This is a genomic window from Geobacter metallireducens GS-15 (assembly GCF_000012925.1).
GTDB lineage: Bacteria > Desulfobacterota > Desulfuromonadia > Geobacterales > Geobacteraceae > Geobacter > Geobacter metallireducens.
The window spans coordinates 3,077,136-3,097,800 of sequence record NC_007517.1; the positions used below are offsets into that span (position 1 = coordinate 3,077,136).

17 protein-coding genes are annotated in these 20,665 nt (G+C 63.5%); 8 read left to right on the forward strand and 9 right to left on the reverse strand.

Annotated features, from left to right (window positions below; translation table 11 throughout):
• Window positions 1-114: 114 nt before the first annotated feature.
• From GMET_RS13655 to GMET_RS13670, 4 genes are all read right to left on the reverse strand, one after another.
• Window positions 115-2,151, reverse strand: a complete 2,037-nt coding sequence (locus GMET_RS13655; RefSeq protein WP_004511736.1) for an ATP-dependent helicase — start codon at window positions 2,149-2,151, stop codon at window positions 115-117.
• Between the two features lie 157 nt (window positions 2,152-2,308).
• Window positions 2,309-3,148, reverse strand: coding sequence for a PEP-CTERM sorting domain-containing protein (locus GMET_RS13660; protein WP_004511735.1), 840 nt, complete (start codon window positions 3,146-3,148; stop codon window positions 2,309-2,311).
• 622 nt (window positions 3,149-3,770) lie between these two features.
• Window positions 3,771-4,625: a KPN_02809 family neutral zinc metallopeptidase gene (locus tag GMET_RS13665; RefSeq protein WP_004511734.1), complete on the reverse strand. Its 855-nt coding sequence runs from the start codon at window positions 4,623-4,625 to the stop codon at window positions 3,771-3,773.
• 84 nt (window positions 4,626-4,709) lie between these two features.
• A complete protein-coding gene (locus GMET_RS13670; protein ID WP_004511733.1) occupies window positions 4,710-5,906 on the reverse strand; it encodes an OmpA family protein in 1,197 nt (398 codons plus the stop codon).
• 250 nt (window positions 5,907-6,156) lie between these two features.
• Here GMET_RS13670 and ligA point away from each other — a divergent pair, with 250 nt between their 5' ends.
• From ligA to GMET_RS19300, 3 genes are read left to right on the forward strand one after another with little or no spacing between them, the layout of a single operon-like run.
• On the forward strand, window positions 6,157-8,172 hold the full coding sequence (gene ligA / locus GMET_RS13675; protein ID WP_004511732.1) for an NAD-dependent DNA ligase LigA: 2,016 nt from the start codon (window positions 6,157-6,159) through the stop codon (window positions 8,170-8,172).
• The gene (locus GMET_RS13680) at window positions 8,169-8,450 is read left to right on the forward strand and encodes an acylphosphatase (protein WP_004511731.1); all 282 of its coding nucleotides are present in this window, start codon (window positions 8,169-8,171) and stop codon (window positions 8,448-8,450) included. The genes ligA and GMET_RS13680 overlap by 4 nt, the downstream gene beginning before the upstream one ends.
• Window positions 8,451-8,473: 23 nt before the next feature.
• Window positions 8,474-8,560 carry a PEP-CTERM sorting domain-containing protein gene (locus GMET_RS19300; protein ID WP_390138530.1) on the forward strand — a complete coding sequence of 29 codons (87 nt, stop codon included), beginning with the start codon at window positions 8,474-8,476 and terminating at the stop codon, window positions 8,558-8,560.
• Between the two features lie 85 nt (window positions 8,561-8,645).
• Here GMET_RS19300 and GMET_RS13685 read toward each other — a convergent pair whose 3' ends face one another.
• Genes GMET_RS13685 through GMET_RS13695 form a run of 3 tightly spaced genes read right to left on the reverse strand, consistent with a single transcriptional unit; the run spans window position 8,646 to window position 11,100 of the window.
• Window positions 8,646-9,971, reverse strand: a complete 1,326-nt coding sequence (locus GMET_RS13685) for a radical SAM protein (protein ID WP_004511730.1) — start codon at window positions 9,969-9,971, stop codon at window positions 8,646-8,648.
• A 50-nt stretch (window positions 9,972-10,021) separates the two neighbouring features.
• Window positions 10,022-10,546, reverse strand: a complete 525-nt coding sequence (locus GMET_RS13690) for a chromate transporter (protein ID WP_004511729.1) — start codon at window positions 10,544-10,546, stop codon at window positions 10,022-10,024.
• Window positions 10,546-11,100, reverse strand: a complete 555-nt coding sequence (locus tag GMET_RS13695) for a chromate transporter (protein WP_004511728.1) — start codon at window positions 11,098-11,100, stop codon at window positions 10,546-10,548. The genes GMET_RS13690 and GMET_RS13695 overlap by 1 nt, the downstream gene beginning before the upstream one ends.
• Window positions 11,101-11,240: 140 nt before the next feature.
• Here GMET_RS13695 and GMET_RS13700 point away from each other — a divergent pair, with 140 nt between their 5' ends.
• The gene (locus GMET_RS13700) at window positions 11,241-12,335 is read left to right on the forward strand and encodes an AAA family ATPase (protein ID WP_011366091.1); all 1,095 of its coding nucleotides are present in this window, start codon (window positions 11,241-11,243) and stop codon (window positions 12,333-12,335) included.
• Here GMET_RS13700 and gptM read toward each other — a convergent pair.
• Both gptM and gptA read right to left on the reverse strand, forming a co-directional pair.
• Complete coding sequence (gene gptM / locus GMET_RS13705) at window positions 12,330-13,670, reverse strand: geopeptide radical SAM maturase (RefSeq protein WP_004511726.1); 1,341 nt, start codon at window positions 13,668-13,670, stop codon at window positions 12,330-12,332. The genes GMET_RS13700 and gptM overlap by 6 nt on opposite strands.
• Window positions 13,671-13,740: 70 nt before the next feature.
• Entirely contained in the window at window positions 13,741-13,845 is a 105-nt protein-coding gene (gene gptA, locus GMET_RS18450; RefSeq protein WP_004511725.1) for a geopeptide, read from the reverse strand.
• 235 nt (window positions 13,846-14,080) lie between these two features.
• Here gptA and GMET_RS13710 point away from each other — a divergent pair, with 235 nt between their 5' ends.
• The 4 genes from GMET_RS13710 (at window position 14,081) to GMET_RS13725 (ending at window position 20,627) form a co-directional block, all read left to right on the forward strand.
• The gene (locus GMET_RS13710; RefSeq protein ID WP_187148452.1) at window positions 14,081-15,949 is read left to right on the forward strand and encodes a TonB-dependent receptor plug domain-containing protein; all 1,869 of its coding nucleotides are present in this window, start codon (window positions 14,081-14,083) and stop codon (window positions 15,947-15,949) included.
• 20 nt (window positions 15,950-15,969) lie between these two features.
• The gene (locus GMET_RS13715; RefSeq protein WP_004511723.1) at window positions 15,970-16,833 is read left to right on the forward strand and encodes an ABC transporter substrate-binding protein; all 864 of its coding nucleotides are present in this window, start codon (window positions 15,970-15,972) and stop codon (window positions 16,831-16,833) included.
• 6 nt (window positions 16,834-16,839) lie between these two features.
• On the forward strand, window positions 16,840-18,411 hold the full coding sequence (locus GMET_RS13720) for a sensor histidine kinase (RefSeq protein ID WP_004511722.1): 1,572 nt from the start codon (window positions 16,840-16,842) through the stop codon (window positions 18,409-18,411).
• Window positions 18,412-18,611: 200 nt separating this feature from the next.
• Entirely contained in the window at window positions 18,612-20,627 is a 2,016-nt protein-coding gene (locus tag GMET_RS13725; protein ID WP_004511721.1) for a molybdopterin oxidoreductase family protein, read from the forward strand.
• The last annotated feature ends 38 nt before the right edge of the window (window positions 20,628-20,665 follow it).

Sequence of the window (20,665 nt, forward strand, 5' to 3'; positions counted from 1 at the left end):
TTGCCATTCAAAACCATCTGATTGGCATCACCTGCTGAGACCCCAACCAAATCCATTAACGTTATTGATTTTCTCCGTGCTCTCCGTTTCTCCGTGTTATTCAAACTAACTTTTTCAGGAAAGTTTCTCCCGCATCCGGGCGAAGAAATCCTGGGCCATGGCCTCCTGCTCCTCCTCGGTGGCGGCCTTCTTCACCTCACCTTCATGAACTTGCACGAGCCGCTCCGGAATCTCCTCCAGGAAGCGGCTCGGCTGCCGCTCCAGGAGCTTGCCGTACTTCTTCCGGTGGAGGCAGCGGGTTATGGTGAGGTGCCGGCGGGCCCGGGTGATCCCCACGTAGCAGAGGCGCCGCTCCTCGTCGATGCTCATCCCCTCCTCCACGGACTTCTTGTGGGGGAGGATCTCCTCCTCGAACCCCACTAAAAAAACGAAGGGGAACTCCAGCCCCTTGCTGGAGTGGAGCGACATGAGCGTCACGGCATCCTTGCCATGCTCCTTCTTGTCCTTGCCGCTGAAGCGATCCTCGTCCATGAGGGAGACCTTCTCCAGGAACCCCGAGAGGGTCGCCCCCGGAATCCTCTCCTCGTACCCCGCCATGGAGTTGATGATCTGCTCCACGTTCTCCACCTTGCGCCGGGCCGTGGCCGGCTCCTCGATGGTACGGTAGAGCTCCTCCTCAAGGCCGATCCGGTCGTAGAACCCCTTCACCCGCGCCGCCAGATCTCCCGGACGGCGGAACTCCCCGGCCGCGCCCGTGATGAGCCGGTGGAAGGTCAGGACCTTCTCCCGGGTCGCGCCAGGGATGCCTTCGATCTCCTCCACCCTCCCCATAGCCTCCAAGAGCGGGCATTCGTGCTCCAGGGACCACTGGTTGATCTTCACCACGGTCCCGTCGCCGATCCCCCGGCGGGGGAAATTCACCACCCGCAACAGGGCCTGCTCGTCCAGGGGGTTGTCGATCACCTTCAGGTACGAGAGGGCGTCCTTAACCTCCTTGCGCTCGTAGAACTGCATCCCCCCCACGAGCACGTAGGGGATGTCCTCGAAGCGGAGCTGCTCCTCGAAGGCCCGGCTCTGGGAGTTGGTCCGGTAGAGGATGGCGAAGTCGCCGAAGGAGAGGTTATGCTGGTAGCGCTCCATCTGGAGCCGCTCCACCACCAGGGTCGCCTCCTCCTCGTCGTCCTGGGCGATGACCATGTCGATGGGGCGTCCCTCCCCCACATCGGTCCAGAGACGCTTCTCCTTCCGTTTCGCGTTGTTCTTGATGACCTGGTTCGCCGCCTCCAAGATCGTGCCGGTGGAGCGGTAGTTCTGCTCCAGCTTCACCACCCGGCACCCCGGGTAGTCCCGCTCGAAGTCGAGGATGTTCCCCACGTCGGCCCCGCGCCAGCCGTAGATGGACTGATCATCGTCCCCCACCACGCAGAGGTTGCGGTACTTCCGCGCCAGGAGCGAAATGAAGAGATACTGGGAGGCGTTGGTGTCCTGGTACTCGTCCACCATGATATAGCGGAAGCGCTCCTGCCAGTGGTCCAGCACCTCAGGGTAGTCCTGGAGGAGCCGCACCGTCAGCATGATGATGTCGTCGAAGTCGATGGCGTTGCAGGCGTGGAGGAGCGCCTGGTAGCGAGGGTAGACGTCGCAGGCCAGGAGCTCGTCGGGATCGTCGTAGCGGGGGACGGCCCGGTCCGGCGGGATGAGTCCGTTTTTCCAGCCGGAGATCCGCCAGAGGAGCGTCTCGGCGTCGAACTTCTTCCCGTCGGCGTTCACCTCCCGCATGGCCTGGCGGATGAGGCCGATCTGGTCCGAGGTGGTGTAGATGCTGAAATTCTTCTTGTAACCGAGCCGTTCGATGTCCCGGCGCAGGATTCGGACCCCCAGTGAGTGGAAGGTGGAGATGACCATCCCCTTGGCCTTGCCACGCCCAACCAGCTCGCGGACCCGCTCCTTCATCTCGCCTGCCGCCTTGTTGGTGAAGGTGACCGCCAGGATGTCCTCGGCCTTCACCTTCTTGTCGAGAAGGAGGTGGCCGATCCGGTACGTGATGACCCGGGTCTTGCCGGAGCCGGCGCCGGCCAGGACCAGGAGCGGCCCCTCGGTGTGCTCCGCAGCGGCCCGCTGGGGTGGATTGAGGGTGGAGAGGTCAAGCATAAAAATAATCCTCGAAACGGTTGAATCGGTGCTCCAGACGCACGACAGCCGGGCTGGTCGGCCCGGCTGTCATCATTGATAGCAGAGGTGTCGGGAGAAATGCAAGGGAGCGATTACCGTGCCAAGGGAAACCGGTTGGAACCATGTCTCCAATGAATTACTTCCGGCGCCTCAGCCACACCACTCCCCCAAGGCCGGCGCCCAGGAGAAGGAACGTGGATGGTTCAGGGATCGGGTCTGCCTCCATCGACAGGCCGCGAGAGGTCAGCATGCCGTTGGGAACAACGCTGAAATCGAACATTAAGGCCATCGAAAACGGATCGACATTGCTAACGCCATAGGGACCGCCGTTGAAACCGAACGAATCATGATCACTGGTTGCTGTATCGCTGAAGCTCGCAACCAGATCTCCCGAAAGCAGCGAGGCCCAGCCCTGGTCAAAGCTATCAAAATCTGCAAAAAGCACCGGCGCAGGATTCGGATTTCCCAGGGTATCAAATGGAACGAACGGAGCAGCATACTGCCCGTTGTTGGGATCATTATAATACCCCAGAGCAATAGTCGAGCCTGCCGCATTGGTCCACGTGCCGCTGCCGGTGACGAAAGTGGCATTGGTCGGCGGCTTGAAATCCGTATCACTGACCACGACGAAAGCGCGACTCGTGGTCCCCCTGGTATTGGTCACGGACGATGACGCGCTGGTGAGGATATTCGGCTCCAAGTGGGCGGTATGATATGAACCTTGGACAACAAAACCTGGGATGGGCTCAAAATTGTTCCCGAGGAGGATTGCATGAGGATTCGGATCAAGGTCACCTGCACCATTGTCCACAATTACCCGACTGTAGAAATTGGTGGGATCGGCGGTGTCATACACGGTCACTCCCACCTGGAGTGTCGACGCCTGTGTCGGATTTGACTGAACGAGGACCAGCACTACCATGCCGGCGGCAATTGCCAAGGCTTTACTGGTGAAACTTTTCATCTTCCCATTCATTGTCACTCTCCTTTCACAAACTGATTTGTACTTCCGATGGGTGTTGTAACGGTCCTCCTTTCCTGTGATTTTGACCCATCCTCACGGGAATGGGTAAGCATCTCAGATATCGACCGCGTTACGGCAGGTTCATAGTGCCAGCACAGGGTGGTAACAAAGTAAAACAACACAACCAACACAACGGCAACCAAACGGAATTATTGCACTTTTTTCAAAATTAAAGTTGCATAATCCAAGCCATGACGTAACATGGCGATTCTTCGCACGTTGAACATTAAAATTGAGCCAACATTAAAATATCATTACACTTTTTGTAAAATGTCCAGGGCACATCTGTAAGAACCCTCGACACACAGGCATAACTTAATGAAATCACAAGAAATAACGAGCCACGTTAGCTAATTTCAACTAATTGGGAGATGGGCGCTACATTGGCACATTGGCTTTGTCGTGGGGGGAAGGTCCGGTGAAGGGCTCAGGCATTGGAATCTCGAAACGGCAAATCGGTGCTCAAAACGCACAACAGCCGGGCTGGTCGGCCCGGCTGTCACCATTGATAGCAGAGGTATCAGGCGAAATACGAGAAGGCGATTACCGTGCCAAGGGGAAAGGCACCATCAATCTACAACGATTGGGCCCCGAAGGTATTGCACGCCCCGAAGTTGCCGGTGTCGAGGCCGGTTTTGAACCAGCGGACCCGCTGCTCGGAGCTGCCGTGGGTGAAGCTTTCGGGGACGACGTACCCCTGGGCCTGCTGCTGGAGGCGGTCGTCGCCGATGCTGGTGGCCGCCTGGAGCGCCTCCTCCACGTCGCCGCTTTCGAGAACCTGCCGGCTCCGGTCGGCGTGGTGGGCCCAGATGCCGGCCAGGCAGTCGGCCTGGAGCTCCAGTCGCACCGAGAGCTGGTTCGCCTGGGTCTTACCGCTCCGCTGCTGGAGGTCGTGGGCCTTCTCCGAAATGCCGAGGAGCGACTGGACGTGGTGCCCCACTTCGTGGGCGATGACGTACGCCTGGGCAAAGTCCCCCGGCGCCTTGAAGCGCTCCTTCAGGTCCCGGTAGAAGCTGAGGTCGATGTAGACCTTCTGGTCCAGGGGGCAGTAAAAGGGGCCCATGGCGGCCTGGGCATAGCCGCAGGCCGACTCCACGGCGCCGGTGAAGAGGACCAGCTTCGGCTCCTGGTAGGTCTTGCCGTTCTTCCGGAAGAGCTCGTGCCAGGTATCCTCGGTGTCGGCCAGAACCACCGACACAAACTGGGCAAGTTCGTCACTGGCGGGAGGCTTGCCGGCCTGTCTCGTCTCTGTCGGCGCTGTGAGGGGAGAGCCCCCCTGCTGCAGGACCACCGACGGGTCGATGCCGAAGTACATGGCGACCAGCGCGAGAATGATCGTGCCGATGCCGCCCCCCACCGCCTTCCGGCCAACGGTCATCCCCCGGCGGTCTTCCACGTTGTCGCTTCTCCGTCCGTCACTCCATCGCATGGCAAGGCACTCCTGTCATGGTCTGCCGATTGAATGCACACGGGGCGCGGATAACCCCCATGAACCATCCGCGCCCCGTGTCAGCTATTTCTTTGTCACCCGGACGTCGATCCTTCTGTTCTGCTGCCGTCCTTCCTCCGTGGCGTTGTCGGCAACCGGATGCTCCTCCCCGTACCCTTCGGATTCAAGGCGGGAGGGATCGATGCCCAGCTTCACCAGTTCCTGCATGGTGTTGCTTGCCCGGTCCCGGGAGAGCTTGAGGTTTGCTTGGGGATCACCCACGTTGTCGGTGTAGCCGCCGATCTTGATGGCCACCTGGGGGAACGCCTTGAGGATCGCGGCGATATTGCCGAGTTGCTCCTGGGATGAAGGCTTCAGCACGGCGCTGCCGGTCTCGAACTGGAGCCGGTCGAAGGTGAACCAGGTGGTCTTGTCCACGGGTCTCGCCCCATCCTGGATGAAGGCGAGGAGCTTCCGCTCGATGCCGAATTCGGGAATGTTCAGGGTGACGCCGTCGGGGAGCGTCACATCACCGAAGGCTCCCAGCTTCGGATCAACCTTGACGGCCGGTGCCTGCACTTGGGGCGGCGCCGGCTGGATTGCCGGAGTCTTCATGGAGCAGCGCTGGGGCAATGTGTACAGGAGGAAGGCAACCACGATGCCGGCCAGAATCCAGACGATCTTCGAGAGGGGGCCGGAGAAGAGGGCGCTGGGGCACGCGCCGCCCCCGAGGCCCGACAGGCTGGAGAGGCCGAGCAGGCCGGCCAGTCCCGCCGGGGCGGCCTGTTGCAGAAATGGCCCCTGGCCTTCCAGGAGCCCCGAAAGCCCCACCGCCCCCAGATCCTTCTCCTGTGCCTCCTTGCCGATCTTCCCCATGACGAAGGGGGCCAGGAGAGCCAGCAGCGACTGGGCGCTCCCCTTTCCGAGGCCGCTCACGGACGACAGCCACTCCGCAACCCCGCCGGCCCTGTTGCCGAGGAGCGAGCCGACGAGGGAGTTTCCCTGCTCCAGGAGCCCCTTGGTCGCCTCACCCCCTGCCAGTGACGCGGCCATCCCCGAGAGGGTATTCTCCCCGAACCCGCCGGAGCGGACCTGACCGAGAATCTGCGACGCACCGTCCGTCGACACACCCTTTGCCGCAACCCCACCCACCAATGCCGAGAGGGCAGCCGGCACCCCCTTCTGGACGGCCGGCGTTCCCTCCCCCAGAAAATGGCCGATCTGCCCCACTAGGTCACTGGTAAACATCCCGCTAAGCTGCTCCAACAGGTTCGTCGCCATGGCTCCCTCCTTGTGACGTGGCAATCACCACTATTCGCGCCGTGTCCGGCAGTGACAATTAAAACATACTTATTGCGACATTCAATCCTTTCGAGGTTTTAGCGAAAAGTCGCGTCCTTGTACCCTGCTCTACCGAAAACCAGAGGCGCCTGTAACCAATCCCTGCACAGCCCTGTTAACCATCCCGACAAATTGCCATGACATCCCCGCTATGCTATAAGCACCTATCATCAAACCACGGAGATTCACCATGGACAGAAACGCCGCCGAGCGGCGCATTGCTGAGTTGCGCGCCGAGATCAGGCGCCATGACCACCTCTATTACGTCCTCGACCGCCCCGAGCTCACCGACGCGGAATACGACGCTCTCTATCGCGAACTGCTGAAGCTGGAAGAGGAGCATCCCGAGCTGGTCACCCCCGACTCCCCTAGCCGGCGGGTGGGGGGGGCACCCCTGGAGAAGTTCAAGCAGGTGACCCACCGGATCCCGATGCTCTCACTGGAAAACGCCTTTACCGATGGCGATATCGCCGAGTTTGACGCCCGGGTGAAGCGCGCCCTGGCGCTTCCGGCCGGGGAAGAGATCGCCTACGTGTGCGAACCGAAGCTGGACGGGCTTGCGGTGGAACTGGTCTATGAGTACGGCACGCTCACCGTGGGCTCCACAAGGGGCGACGGGGTCGTGGGGGAGAACGTTACCCAGAACCTGAAAACCGTCAAGAGCATCCCCCTGCGGCTCGAAGGGGAGAATCCCCCGGAGCTCCTGGAGGTGCGGGGCGAAGTGTTTCTCCCCCTGGCGGCCTTCCAGCGGCTGAACGCCCAGCGGGAGGAGGAGGGAGAGCCCCCCTTCGCCAACCCCCGCAACGCGGCGGCGGGCTCCCTCCGGCAGTTGGACTCGCGCATCACGGCCCGGCGCCCCCTCACCATGTTCTGCTATGCGCCGGGAGAGATTCGCGGCGCCGATTTCGGCAGCCAAGGCGAGTTCCTCTCCGCCCTCCGGCAGCGGGGGCTTCCGGTGACCTCCCTGGCACGTCAGGTGACGGGAGTCGCCGGGGTCCTCGCCTACTATCGCGAAATGACCGAAAAGCGCGACACCCTCCCCTACGAGATCGACGGGGTGGTGGTGAAGGTGGACTCCTTTCCCCTCCAGCGAGAACTGGGAGAAAAGAGCCGCTCTCCCCGCTGGGCCGTGGCGGTAAAGTTCCCCCCCCGCCAGGCGGTCACGGTCATCGAGGACATCGTCCCGTCCGTGGGGCGCACCGGGGTCATCACCCCCACGGCGAACCTGCGCCCCGTGGAGGTTTCCGGGGTCACCGTCTCCCGGGCCACCCTCCACAACTGGGAGGAGATGGAGCGCAAGGACATCCGCATCGGCGACACGGTAGTGATCGAGCGGGCCGGCGACGTGATCCCGGCGGTGGTTAAGGTGCTGACGGAGAAACGCTCGGGGAGCGAGCGGTTCCTCCCCATTCCCGCCGCCTGCCCCGAGTGCGGCTCCGAGGTGGTGAAGATCCCCGACGAGGTGGCGGTCCGCTGCATGGGACTCTCCTGCCCGGCCCAGATCCGGGAGTCCATCATCCATTTCGCCTCCCGCAACGCCATGGACATGGAGGGGCTCGGCGAGAAGTACATCGAGCAGCTCCTGCGGCTGGGGCTCGTGGGTAACGTGGCCGACCTCTACACCCTCACCAGGGACGATTTCATGAAATTCGACCGGATGGGGGAGAAGCTGGCGGAGAACCTCCTGAACGCCATCGAGGCCAGCAAGAAACGGGAACTCTCCCGTTTCATCTTCGCCCTCGGCATCCGCCACGTGGGGGAGCACACGGCAAAGCTCCTGGCCACGGCCTTCGGGAGCATCGACAACCTGGCCCGGGCCACGGAGGCGGAGCTCCTCTCCATCCGGGAGATCGGCCCCCAAGTGGCCCAAAGCATCACCACCTTCTTCCACAACGAGGGGAACCGGGAGACCATCCGGCGGATGGTGGAGGCGGGGGTGGAGCCGACGGTGGAAGAGAAAAAGGTGGGGGGAAAGTTCACCGGCAAGACCTTCGTCTTCACCGGTACGCTGATCCGCTTCAGCCGGAGCGAGGCCCAGAAGATGGTGGAGAGCGAGGGGGGCCATGCGGCCGGGTCGGTATCGAAGAAGACCGACTACGTGGTGGCCGGGGACGAAGCAGGGAGCAAGCTGGACAAGGCCCGGCAGCTGGGGGTCACGGTTCTCGCCGAGGATGAATTTCTGCAGATGCTGGAGGGAGAGCAATGACCATGAAGATTCGCGCCATCGTCACCGTCAAGGGGCTTGTGCAGGGGGTCGCATTCCGCCATCACACGGTACTCCAGGGAAATCAGCTCAGGGTGACCGGCTGGGTGAAAAATCTACCAAATGGCGACGTGCAAGGATGCTTCGAAGGGGACGAGACAGACGTCCAGGCCCTTGTTGAATGGTGCCACCACGGCCCTTCCCGAGCCCGGGTCGACCGGGTGATCGTCGAACGAAAGTCTTTTAGAGGAGAATTCGACACTTTTGACGTGCGGTACTGAAGATACGCAGCAATGATTTCATTTTGCTAGACCCGACCCCGCCCCCTGAGCCCTCCACTGTGGCGCATCTGGGTCTGGGCATCGCCGGGTGGCGTCGGAACAAGAACTGAACCGACACGCCCATTCGTTACGCGCAGAAAGAGGCTTCCTGTTCGGGAAGCCTCTTTTTCGTTCAACAGCGTTGGAAAGTCGAAGTCAGCGGATCGGCCAGCTCTTCTCCAGTCCCTCGGGGTAGAAGTTCTCCCGGGTCCGGTTGTAGTAGCCGTACTGGATCCGGGGAAACTCCCGCTTCACCCGCTCCAGCATCCGGTACATGCCGATCCCCCGTCCCGTGACCCCCATCCGTTTATTGTAGAAGTCGGGATCGATGGAGAGGTTCCGCATCTGGATCATGTCCAGGCCGGTGTCGCCGATGAACCGCAGGAGCGCCTCCACCTCGTCGGCATTGTCGGAGAGCCCTGGCGAGACCAGGTAGTTGATCATCACGAAAAGCCCCCGTTCCTTGGCCAGCCGCACCGATTCCTTCACGTCGGCGAAGCGGTACCCCACCGGCCGGTAGTATTTGTCGTAAAACTCCTCCCGCACCGAATTCATGGAAAAGCGCATAGAGTCCATCCCCGCGTCGCAGAGCATGGCGATCCGGTCGAGGAAGGAGCCGTTGGAGTTGAAGTTCACGATTCCCCGGCTGGTGGCCTTCTTCAGCCGCCGGGTCGCCTCGGCCACGGTGTCGGCCTGCATGATGGGATCCCCCTCGCACCCCTGGCCGTAGGAGACGATGGGCTCCGGCGCCTGCTCCAGGTGCGGCAGGGCCAGCTCCACGATCTCCTCGGGCGTGGGGACGAAGCCGATCCGCTCGTGATTGGACGGGCAGCAGTCCGAGGGCTGGAGGCTGATGCACCCCAGGCACCGGGAGTTGCAGGCCGGCGACGTGGGTAGCGGCGCCTCCCAGCGGCGGAAGAAAAGGTTCTTGGCGGCGAAGCAGTGGTAATCCACGGCGCAGCGGGCAAGCTGCTCCAGGAGGCGGTTGTTGGGCATCTCCGCCAGCCGCTGTCGCACCAGGGGATCCAGCTTCCGGTCGTCGTAGTTGTTCGGGTTCCAGTTGTCGTTGGTATCCACCCTTGAGGCGGCCACCACGAAGCAGTCCCGCTCCTCGTCCCACCCCACGGCGGTGTAGGACCAGAGCGGCAGGTGCACCTTCTTCCTGCCGTAATCGCAAGCGGGAAGCAGCGTCCGCACGTACCCCGGCGCCATGAAGGCCGACACCGCCTGCACCGGCAGGTTTCGCCGCCCCTCCCGGACCGTGGGCACGGTCACGAATTTCCGCTGCTTCTCGTCCCAGGCAACTGGCGGGGTATCGGGGATGGTGAAGAGCCGGCTCCCCTCGGGGAGCGGAATCAGCTCAACCCCCTCGGGGAGCACCGCCTCGGGGCCGCTCATGCCGGCCATGCAGAGGTCGGGGTGGTCGAAGATGTTCCCCTTGGCGTCGGCATAGAGGAGTTTTGGAAGGGTTTTTCGTTTCATGGCGTTACCTTACCACGGACCGGTGAGCGTTGCCAACCGGCCATGATCTTTCAGGAAAAATGAAGAAAATACCCCAGCGCTCCGGCGCCGAGGATGACGAAGAGGGGACTCACCTTCGTGAACTGGAGAATGGCGAAGCCGGCGACGAAGAGGAGAATGTCCCGCGCCGAGCCGAGGGAGGTGCTCCCCAGCTTCCAGCCGGCGGACGCCACGAGCCCCACCACGGCCGGCACGACCCCGTCCAGCACCTCGCGGATCAGGCGAATGTTCCGCAGCCGCTCGTAGCGCCGGGTAAGGAAGACCATGAGGGCGGTACAGGGGAGGAAGATCGCGACGGTCCCCACCAGGGCGCCGGCAAAGCCTCCGGCCCGGTATCCCACGAAGGTGGCGAGGATCGCCAGGGGGCCGGGGGTGAGTTGGGAGAGGGCCAGTCCGTCCAGGAACTCCTTCATGGTGAGCCAGTGGTACTGGTCCACCATGATCCGGTGGAGAAGCGGAATGAGGACGTACCCTCCCCCCACGAAGACCAGGCCGATCTTCAGGAACGTCCAGGCAATGGTGGCAAGGGACCCCATCAGTGGTGCACCTGACGGAACCGGGCCCGGGCCAGGGACCAGAAGGCGGTCAGAGCCAGGAGCGCGAGGCCGTTCACCTGGAAGAACGCGGCGAGCCCGAAGGTGAGAAGGGCGATGGCCCACGGCTCCACACCGCGAATCTTGCGGCCCATGCCAATGGCCGCCACCAGGATCAGGGCGATGATGACGGGGTTGGTCCCCTGCAGGGCCGACTGGAGTTCGGGAAGTTCATGGTAGCGGAAGTAGAGGAGCGAAAGGAATGAGACAATCAGAAACGACGGGAGGATGAAGGCGAACGCGGCCACGGTGCCCCCGATGCGGCCCCGGAGGGTGCACCCGACGAAGGTGCAGGAATTGAGGGAGAAGGGGCCCAGGAACTGCCCGAAGGCGAGGCCGTGCATGAACTCCTCGTGGCTGAGCCATTCCTTGTCGTGGACGCAGACCCGTTCCACCAGGGCCACCACCGCCATCCCCCCGCCGAAGCCGGTAACACCGATGATGAGGAACGTGCGAAAAATTTCCCCGAGGGATACCCGATTACCTGTCGTTTCCATGTAATTCCTTATAGCAAGGGGCATCCGTGGGGGGCAAGGGAAAAGCCATACGGTATACGTGCTTGCATAGAATCTTCTGGTAAAATTATACTCGTCGTTTGGGTAGTGGATCTCAGCGGTCAGAGATGGAAGCGATCACCATGTGCAAGAAGGTTTTCATCGCGGCAACGGGAATGAACTCGGGCAAGACCACCATCAGCGTCTCGCTGATGCACCTGGCCCGGAAAAAGTACGGCAGGGTCGGCTTCATCAAGGCCATCGGCCCCAAGTGCCAGCTCTTCAACGATATCACCGTCGACATGGACGCGGCCCTCATGGCGCGCATCTTCGGCCTCGAAGGGGACATCAACCATATGTCGCCGGTAGTGCTGGAGCGGGGCTCCACCAAGCGCTTCATCGACGGGGAGATCCCCACCCTCTGGCCCGCGGAGCGGATCACCGAAGCAGTGCGGGAGTTGGAGCGGAAAAACGACTACCTCATCATCGAAGGATCGGGCCACGGCGGGGTCGGTTCCGTCATCGGCATGAACAACGCCAAGGTGGCCAAGCTGGTGGATGCCCCGGCCATCATGGTCTCCGGCGGCGGCATCGGCAACGTCATCGACTCAGTCCAGCTGAACCTCCCCCTCTACCGGATGGAGGGAGCCGACCTGCGGATGCTCCTGGTCAACAAGCTCATCCCCGAGAAGCGGGAGACCTCCCTCTCCTACCTCCAGCGGGCCTTCACCCCCCACGGCATCAACGTCGTCGGGGCCTTCGACTGGTCGCCGATCCTCGCCAACCCCACCCTCAACAACATTGCGCGGCTCCTGGCCCACCCCCTCAGGGGGGACCAGAGCCAGGGGACCCGGATCATCCACCATATCCAACTGGGGGCAGCCTCGTCCCAGAAGGTCATCGACGGACTTGCCGAATCGACCATGCTCCTGGTCACCAGCTCCCGGGACGAGCTCCTCGTCACCCTCTCGTCCCTCTACAACATCCCCGCCTACCGGGAGAAGATCGCCGGCCTCGTGGTTCCCGGCCACGCGCCGGTCTCCGCCATCACCCAGAAGATCCTCGACGACAGCTCCATCCCCTACATCCGGATCCACGAGACCACCGCCGACATCTTCTCGGCCATGAAATACCACGTCTCCAAGATCAGCGCCGAAGACGCCGAGAAGATCGATCTCGTCAAGGCCCAGGCGGAAAAGGTGCTGGATTTCGACGAACTGGACCGGATGCTGTCATAGGGGGCAGGGCGAGGGGTGTAATTCCCTCTCCCCGTGGGAGAGGGTGCCCGGAGGGCGGGTGAGGGGATATTCGCCTCGCCGCACCATCGCCTCAAGGGTCGCGTCCAGGTACTCCCGCTGGCATGCCACACCGTCCACCGCACCCGTTTCCACCAGCCTCATGAAGCGGCAGCCACCGAAGCAGAGGGGGAGGTAGGCGCAGTCGAGGCACTCCTCCTGCTTCCAGGCGTCCATCCCGTACGCGTCCCCTGCGCTGCCGGCGCCGTTTCGTAGATGGCCGGCAACGAACGCCGGCCGGCCGATGAAGGCGGGACAGCGGTAGATGGCCCCATCGGTGTCGACCACCAGATCGGTGTCGAACTCCACCATGCAGGCGGCCGGGGCCGGTTTAGACGTCAGGTACCCTCGTTTCACGATCTCCTCCCGAAGGACGAGGGACGCCTCCACGAGCCACGGCTCAGTGAGTCCGCCGCACCCTTCCGAAAAGTCGGGAAGCCCCGCAACACCCTCCCGGCCGATCACCGGATCGAACCTGACGAGACGGACCCGCTCCGGGGTGAGCCCCGCGACAGGGAGAATGTCGAGGAGTTGGGGGAACTCCCGCCAGGTGTCGCGGGTGTAGTTCCCGCCGATGGCGATGCCGATCAGGCCGCACACCTCCCGCAGGTTGGCGATGATCGCGGCAAAGCTCCCCTCTCCCGAGACAAAGGGACGCAGCCGGTCATGGATTTGCGGCGGGCCGTCGAGGGTCACCTTGGCGCCGTCCAGGCCGAGGGGGAGAAGATCTTTCACCAGCGTCCGGGTGAGGAGGGTACCGTTGGTGACCAGGCTGAAGGAAAACCGGTCGCCGCCGGTCGCCCGCAGCGGTCCGGCGATCCGGCGGATCAGGTCGGGGCGCAGCAGCGCCTCGCCGCCGTAGAAATTGAGCGAGACCCTCCGTCCCCGGGCCAGGTGTTCCCGCTCCACCAAGGATACGAAGAGGTCGGCGGTCTCCCCGTCCATCTGGCGCAGGCTCGGCTGATTCGCCTCGAAGCAGTAAGGGCAGGCGAGGTTGCAGGCCCGGGTCAGGACCACCACGGCGCTGCAGCGGCGCCGCCGCGCGTTGATCCGGTCGAACCAGGCGAGCATCTCCCGCTGCTCCGTTCCCGGGTCTTCGGCGAGAAAGCCGTGGCGGGAGAGGGTTTCGGCGGGCTTAGGCGAAAGGGTGCCGCCGCGGGCGGCTTCGAGGAGGGGGGCGGGTACGCGGAGCACCGCTCCGGTGCGGCAGGAGAAGAGAATGAGATGGCCCGGCTGCTCCGTGCAGGGGAAGACTTTCACGTGGCGGGAGAGGATCATGGCTACCCCCAAAAGAGCCGGGGGAACCCGTCCCCCGGCTAAATACACCGCACGCCATCGCAAGCATCCGTTAAAAGAAGAAAGCAACACTCACCGTGCAACAGGCCAGGGGCCCATCGGCCGACTCCTCAACCCCTTCGTCGAGAACAACCACTTCCTCACGTTCCTCAGTCATGGCGCTCACCTCCTTCCGTTGACCTCGCCTTGGCGGCAGCAGCAAAATAACGGGTGACACAACAAAACTTTCCTGCTAAAAATCCGGAAAATTGTTCTCACCTCGCGCAACGTCAAATAACCAGGACCCATAACATTCACAAGCAACTCACATGCCCGAATCGCCATCAATCAACGACGTTATTGAATCCTCCCACCCCCCCTTGGGGAGCCGGGCAAATACGTCGTTGATTCGCATGGTTATCTCGGCACTTCTCGTCTGTTTCACCCTTCTTTTCACCGGTGCCCCCCCCCTCCACGCCGCAGAGGAGAGTGACTCAAATTTGTTGGAGCTCTACTACGAGCCCAGCGATTTGGCGGTATCAGCCGCCACCCGCTCCCCCCGCCCCCTTTCCCGCAGCGCCGAAGACATCACCGTGGTCACCGCCGCGGAGATCGAGGCCCAGAACGCCCATAACCTGGCAGAGGTGCTGAACAGGGTCCCCGGGGTCCAGGTCGACCTGCGGGGTGGACTCGTCACCGACTACTCGCTGCTGGGCTCCAGTTTCCGCCATGTCCTGGTCCTCGTGGATGGCGTCTCCATGAGCAATCTGTCCGACAACGCCGCGGTCATCGCCCAGATCCCGGTGGGGAACATCGAACGGATCGAAATCGTGAAGGGGCCGGCCTCCACGGCCTGGGGCTCCGCCCTGGGGGGGGTCATCAACGTTATCACTAAATCCCCCCGGGAAACTGCCATCCCCGGCGGGTCCGCCTCCTTCTCCGGGGGGGAGCGCGGCACCCGCGACGCCCAAGGCGAGCTGACCGGGACCATGGGACGGCTGGGCTACTACCTCTCGGGCGGCAACGTCCGGTCCGACGGCTTCCGCCCCCATAATGCCTCCGACAGCAACAACCTCTATGCCAAGCTCCTCTGGAGCCTCCGCGACAAGGGGAGCATCCGCTTCACCATCAACTACCTCAAGGGTGCAGCGGGCGAAGGGGTCTTCCCGCTCCCCGCCCGGCTGCTCCCCATTCTGTCCGAAGGCACAGTCACCTCCGATTTAGAGACAAGCCGACTCACCTCGACCCTTGCCCTGAATTACCACCTCACCGAGCGGCTCGCCCTTGACCTTGCTCTCAAAGGCTCCCTCCTTGACGCGGATAGCAGGCGTTACTTCCTGACTTCCGGCGACACATTCCAACTCGTCGACAATAAGGAGGAAGCCGCCGGAGCGAGTGCTCTCCTCACGTGGCGGCAGGGGCTCCACACGGTGGTCGGCGGCATGGATTTCGACCACGGCCACACAAAAACCAGTAGCGACACCTTCACCCTGCTCGGCACCTTCCCCGCGCCGAGCGAGGGGACCAACGACAAGTGGGGCTTCTTCCTGAACGACACCATCGCCTGGGAGCGGTTCACCCTCACCCCGGCGCTGCGTTATGACCGGACCAGCCGCGATGGCGAGTTCTGGAGCCAGAGCCTCGGGGCAACCGTCAACCTCACCGACCGGACCCTCCTGCGGGCCAACTACGCCCGGGGGTACAGCCTGTCGACCATCAATTTCGACCCGGCCTTCACCAACGAACGGATCTGGGCAATCCACGCGGGAATCGAGACGACGGAAATCCCCTTCCTCTGGCTCAAGGCGGGATGGTTCCGCAACACGGCCCGGGATGTCGCCGTCAACGGTGAACGGCTGAGACTGCTCAAGGAAGGGTTCGAGGTGGAGGCCCGCACCACCCCCTTCTTTGATACCTGGCTCTCCCTGGGCTACGTCTTCATCGACGCCAGGAACGCCGACACCGACCGGCGGCTTCAGGAAATTCCCCGCCAGACGTGGGACCTGGGGCTCCACTATGACGACCGCACCTTCCGGGGCGCCCTCCTGGGGCACTATATCTGGTGGAACGAACCCTCGACGAGGGGCGGCATTGCGTTCAATGCCCGCTACGATGACTTCATCTGGGACCTGAACCTGGGGTGGAAGGCCTACAAGGGTCAAAACGCCGAAGCGGAGCTCTTCTTCACGGGCCACAACCTGTTCAACGGCAGGCAGTACACGAACGAAATCTTCGTCAACCCCAGCCGCTGGTTCGAAGGCGGCCTCCGCATCAAGTGGTAACGGAAACTATTTAGGAACGCATGAACCGACTGATCCTCCACATACTCGCTGTACTGCTCCTCTGGGGCTTCCCGGCTTTCGCCGCGGAAGTCGTGGTGGTGCAGGGCGAGCGCCTGGCACCCTTCGAGGCCGCATTCCACGGCTTCAAGGACACGGCCGGCGTGCGTTCCGTGGAGCGGTTCGTGCTCTCCGACCTTCGGGGTGCCGACGTGGTCCGGGCCGTGCGGGAGGCCCGCCCCCGGCTGGTGCTGGCAGTGGGGCGCGACGCCCTGGCGAGGGTGCGGGATATTCGCGAGATTCCGGTGGTCTACGTGATGGTGCCCCCCTCCGCAACCGCCGACGCCACGGGACGCAACGTGACCGGCATCGAGATGGACGTGCCGGCGGAGCGCTACCTCTCCCTCTGCGGAAATGGGCTGGGTGGCAAGCGTGTGGGGATCATCTACAACCCGGCCAAGACCGGTGCGCTGGTGCAGGAGGCCCGCCAGGCGGCGGAGCGGCTCGGCATCACCCTGGTGGTCCGCAGGGCCGACGACCCCCGCGAGGCGGTCCGTGAGCTTTCCTCCCTCAAGGGGAAGGTGGACACCCTCTGGCTCCTCCCCGACCCGACGGTGGTGACCCGCGACACCATGGAGTCCTTCGCCCTCTTCTCCCAGCAAAACCGGGTGCCGGTGGTGGCCTTTGCCGCCAAGTACCTGCAGCAGGGGGCCGTTGCCGCCATCGAGGTGGACCCGGCCGACATGGGACGGCAGGCCGGCCGCATGGCCCGCCGCATCCTGGACGGCGCTTCGCCCCAAGCGGAAACGCCGGAGCATCCCGCAAAGACGCGCCTGAAGGTGAACCACTCCGTGGCGCAGCACTTGGGCATCACGTTGAAGGAGTAACCCCCCATGGATAAGAACTCCCCCTGTGATTCTTCCCAACCGGCGAACCCCACCCCGCCACGGGACGTCCGCGGGAGCTTTCGCGCCAAACTCTTCTCGGCGACAGCCGCCGGCATCGTTATCCTCTCGGCTGTTTCCATCGTCTTCTTCCTCACCAACCAGCACGCCATACTCCACGAGAATCTTGTCACCGAGGGTCAGCTCCTGACCCGCCTCCTTGCCCATAACGCCCGTCTGGGGCTCTTTGCCGCCAACCGCGACCAGCTCGCCGACCTGGCCGATGGGGTGATACGGACCCCCGACGTGCTGGAGGTAACCATCGTCGACCGGGATGGCCGGACCCTGGCCCGCGCGGCGCGGCAATCGGTGAGCGATGGCGGGAGCAGCGCCGCCCTGACGCAGGAGTTTTCGGAGCCGGTCTTCGCGCTCCAGGGCAAGGGGAACGATGATGACCTCTACTTCTCGCCGGCGCAACAGCCGCCCCAGGCCGGCCAGCGCCTCGGGACGGTGCGGGTCGTGATGGATGAAGAGAAGGTCCATGCCCACGTCCGCCGCCTCACCGCCACGGCGGTCATTGGGGCGCTGGCGTTTCTGGCCGTTGGAATGGGGCTGGTCTACTTGATCATCCGCGGCATCACCCGTCCCCTCACCCACCTGTCGGATGAGGTCAGGGCCATCGAAAGGGGAGAGACGAACGTACTCCTCCCGGTGGAATCGGAGGACGAGATCGGCGAGCTCACCGCATCCTACAACCGGATGGTGAACGCCCTCAGGCAGCGGCGGGAGGAACGGGACGAGGCGGAGAGGCAGTTGCGGGAGCTGAATGCCCGTCTGGAGGATAAGGTCATTGACCGGACCGCCCAGCTGGAGGCGGTGAACCGGGAACTGGAGTCGTTCAGCTATTCGGCCGCCCATGACCTGCGGGCGCCGCTCTTGCGCCTGAACGGCCTCTGCAAGGCCCTGAAGGAGGACTGCGGCGAGCGGCTCGACGAGGAGGCCCGCGCGTATATCCGGCGCATCGCCACGGTGGGAAGGCAGATGGAGCGGGTGATCTCGACCATGTCGACCCTGTTCAACGTGCAGCGGCGGGGAATGACCTGCCGGGAGATGGACCTGGGCGCCATGGTGCGGGCGATCGTCGCGACGCTGCGGCAGGCCGATCCCCTGCGGGAGGTGGCGCTGACGGTGGGGCCAGAAGTGACGGCCCACGGCGACACGGAACTCATCTGGACGGCCCTGGAGAACATGGTGGGGAACGCCTGGAAGTTCACGTCACGCACCCCCGATGCCCGCATCGAGTTCGGCAGCATCGAGCGGGACGGGGAGAAGGTCTTCCTCCTGAAAGACAACGGGGTCGGTTTCGACATGGCCTATGTGGGCAAACTGTTCAAGCCCTTCGAGCGGCTCCACGGCCCCGATGAGTTCCCCGGCACCGGGGTGGGGCTCGCCATCGTTCACCGGGTCATGGAACGCCACGACGGCCGCGTCTGGCTCGAAAGCACGCCGGGGGCCGGAACCACCTGTTACTTCACTCTGCCTTCCTGCTCGACGTCGACCACGAAAACAACATCTTTTTGAATAACACGGAGAAACGGAGAGCACGGAGAAGCCCATACCCTGTAGTTTTTGTTCAGCAATCAGAAGACACCATCAACCAAGTTGATTGTGACTGACATACCCGATTTTGCTCCGTGTCCTCCGTCTCTCCGTGTTATATTTTTTTTGAATTATTTCCTCTTTACGACAACTATTCCATCCCTTGCAATCGTGAGGTTCCCATGCCCACTGAAATACGACGCTCCGTCTGCCCCTACGACTGCCCCGACACCTGCGGCCTCCTGGTGGAGGTGGAGGACGGCCGGGCCATGCGCGTTTCCGGCGACCCGGAGCACCCCTTCACCCGGGGCACCCTCTGCCCCAAGATGCTCCACTATGAGAAGACGGCCCACTCCCCCCTGCGCCTCACAACCCCCCTCGTCCGCATCGGCCCCAAGGGGAAGGGGGAGTTCCGCGCCGCCACCTGGAACGAGGCTGTTGCCATAATCGCGGCCCGCTGGCGGGAGATTATCTCCGGCTACGGGGCCGAGGCAATCCTCCCCTACTCCTACGCCGGAACCATGGGGCTCGTGCACCGCAACTGCGGCCACGCGTTCTTCCACCGGCTGGGGGCGTCACGGCTCGACAGGACCATCTGCTCGCCGGCCAAGGAGGCGGGGTGGAAGGCAATCATGGGGGATACGCCGTCCCCCCACCCGGACGAGGTGGCGGAAAGCGATCTGGTGATCCTCTGGGGGATCAATGCGGCGGCCACCAACATCCACTTCCTCCATGGAGTCAGGGAGACAAGGAAGCGGGGCGCCCAGGTCTGGCTCATCGACACCTATGAGACCCCCACCGCCGCCGCGGCGGACCGGGTCATCCTCTCCCGCCCCGGGAGCGACGGCGCCCTGGCCCTGGGGATGATGCACGTCATCGCCCGGGAAGGGCTCATCGACAAGGCCTTCGTGGAGGAGCGGATCCAGGGCTTTGCCGAACTGGCGGAGCAGATCCTCCCCGGCTACCCGCCGGAGCGGGTGAGCGCCATCACCGGTGTTCCCGCTTCGGTCATCGAAGATATGGCGCGCTGCTACGCCCGGGCGCAAGCCCCCTTCATCCGGCTGGGGAGCGGGCTCTCCCGCTACGGCAACGGCGCCATGACGGTCCGCACCATCTGTGCGCTGCCGGCCCTGGTGGGGGCCTACGGAAAGCGGGGGGGAGGGCTCCTGGCCTCCACCAGCACCGGCGCCGCCTTTGCCATGAAGGAGGTGACCCGGGAGGACTTCATGCTGCGCCCCACCCGGATCGTGAACATGAACCGCCTGGGGCACGCCCTGACGGAGCTGTCCGACCCGCCAGTGAAGTCCCTCTACGTCTACCACTCAAACCCGGCATCGGTGACCCCGGACCAGAACGCGATCCTTCGAGGACTTGCCCGCAACGACCTCTTCACCGTGGTGCACGATCGGTTCATGACCGACACGGCCCGCTGGGCCGACGTGGTGCTCCCCGCCTGCTCGTCCCTGGAGACGGGGGATGTCTACCGGGCCTACGGCACCTACTGCATCCAGCGTGCATGGCCGGCCATCCCGCCAGTGGGGGAGAGCAGGTCCAACTGGGACACCTTCGCGTTTCTGGCCGAGGCCATGGGGTTCGACGAACCGTACTTCAGCCAGACCGAGGAGGAGATCATCGAGCACCTTGTAGCGATCCCCGCCCCCATGAGGGATGGGATCGACCTGGCCCGCTTCGAGGAAGGGAAGGGGGTGGAGCTTCCCCTGGCCCCGGACGCCCCCCGCACCTTCCGGACCCCGTCGGGGAAGGTGGAAATCCTCAACCACCGGGAGCCGGAACCCCTTCCCCGGCATCTCCCCACCCACGAGGAAGAGGGGAATCTCCCCCTCATGCTCATGACCGCGCCGACCCTCTACGCCCTCAACGCCTCCTTCTACGAGCAGGATGAACTACGGGAAAGACAGGGGGGGATGCGCCTCATGGTGAACCCGGTCGAGGCCGGGACGCGGGGAATCGGGGACGGCGAGCGGGTGATCGCCTGCAACGAACGGGGCAAAGTGGAGTTCACCCTTGCGGTGACCGACCGGGTCCCTCCCGGCGTGGCCGTGGCCGAGGGAGTCTGGTGGTCGGAGCACGCCCCCGGCGACCGGACCGTGAACGCCCTCACCAGCCAGCGCCTCACCGACCGGGGGAACGGGAGCACGTTCTATGACACGAGGATAGAGGTGAAGAAAGCGAGATAGCAAGTAGCGAAGTAGCAAGTAGTAAGAAACAATAACTA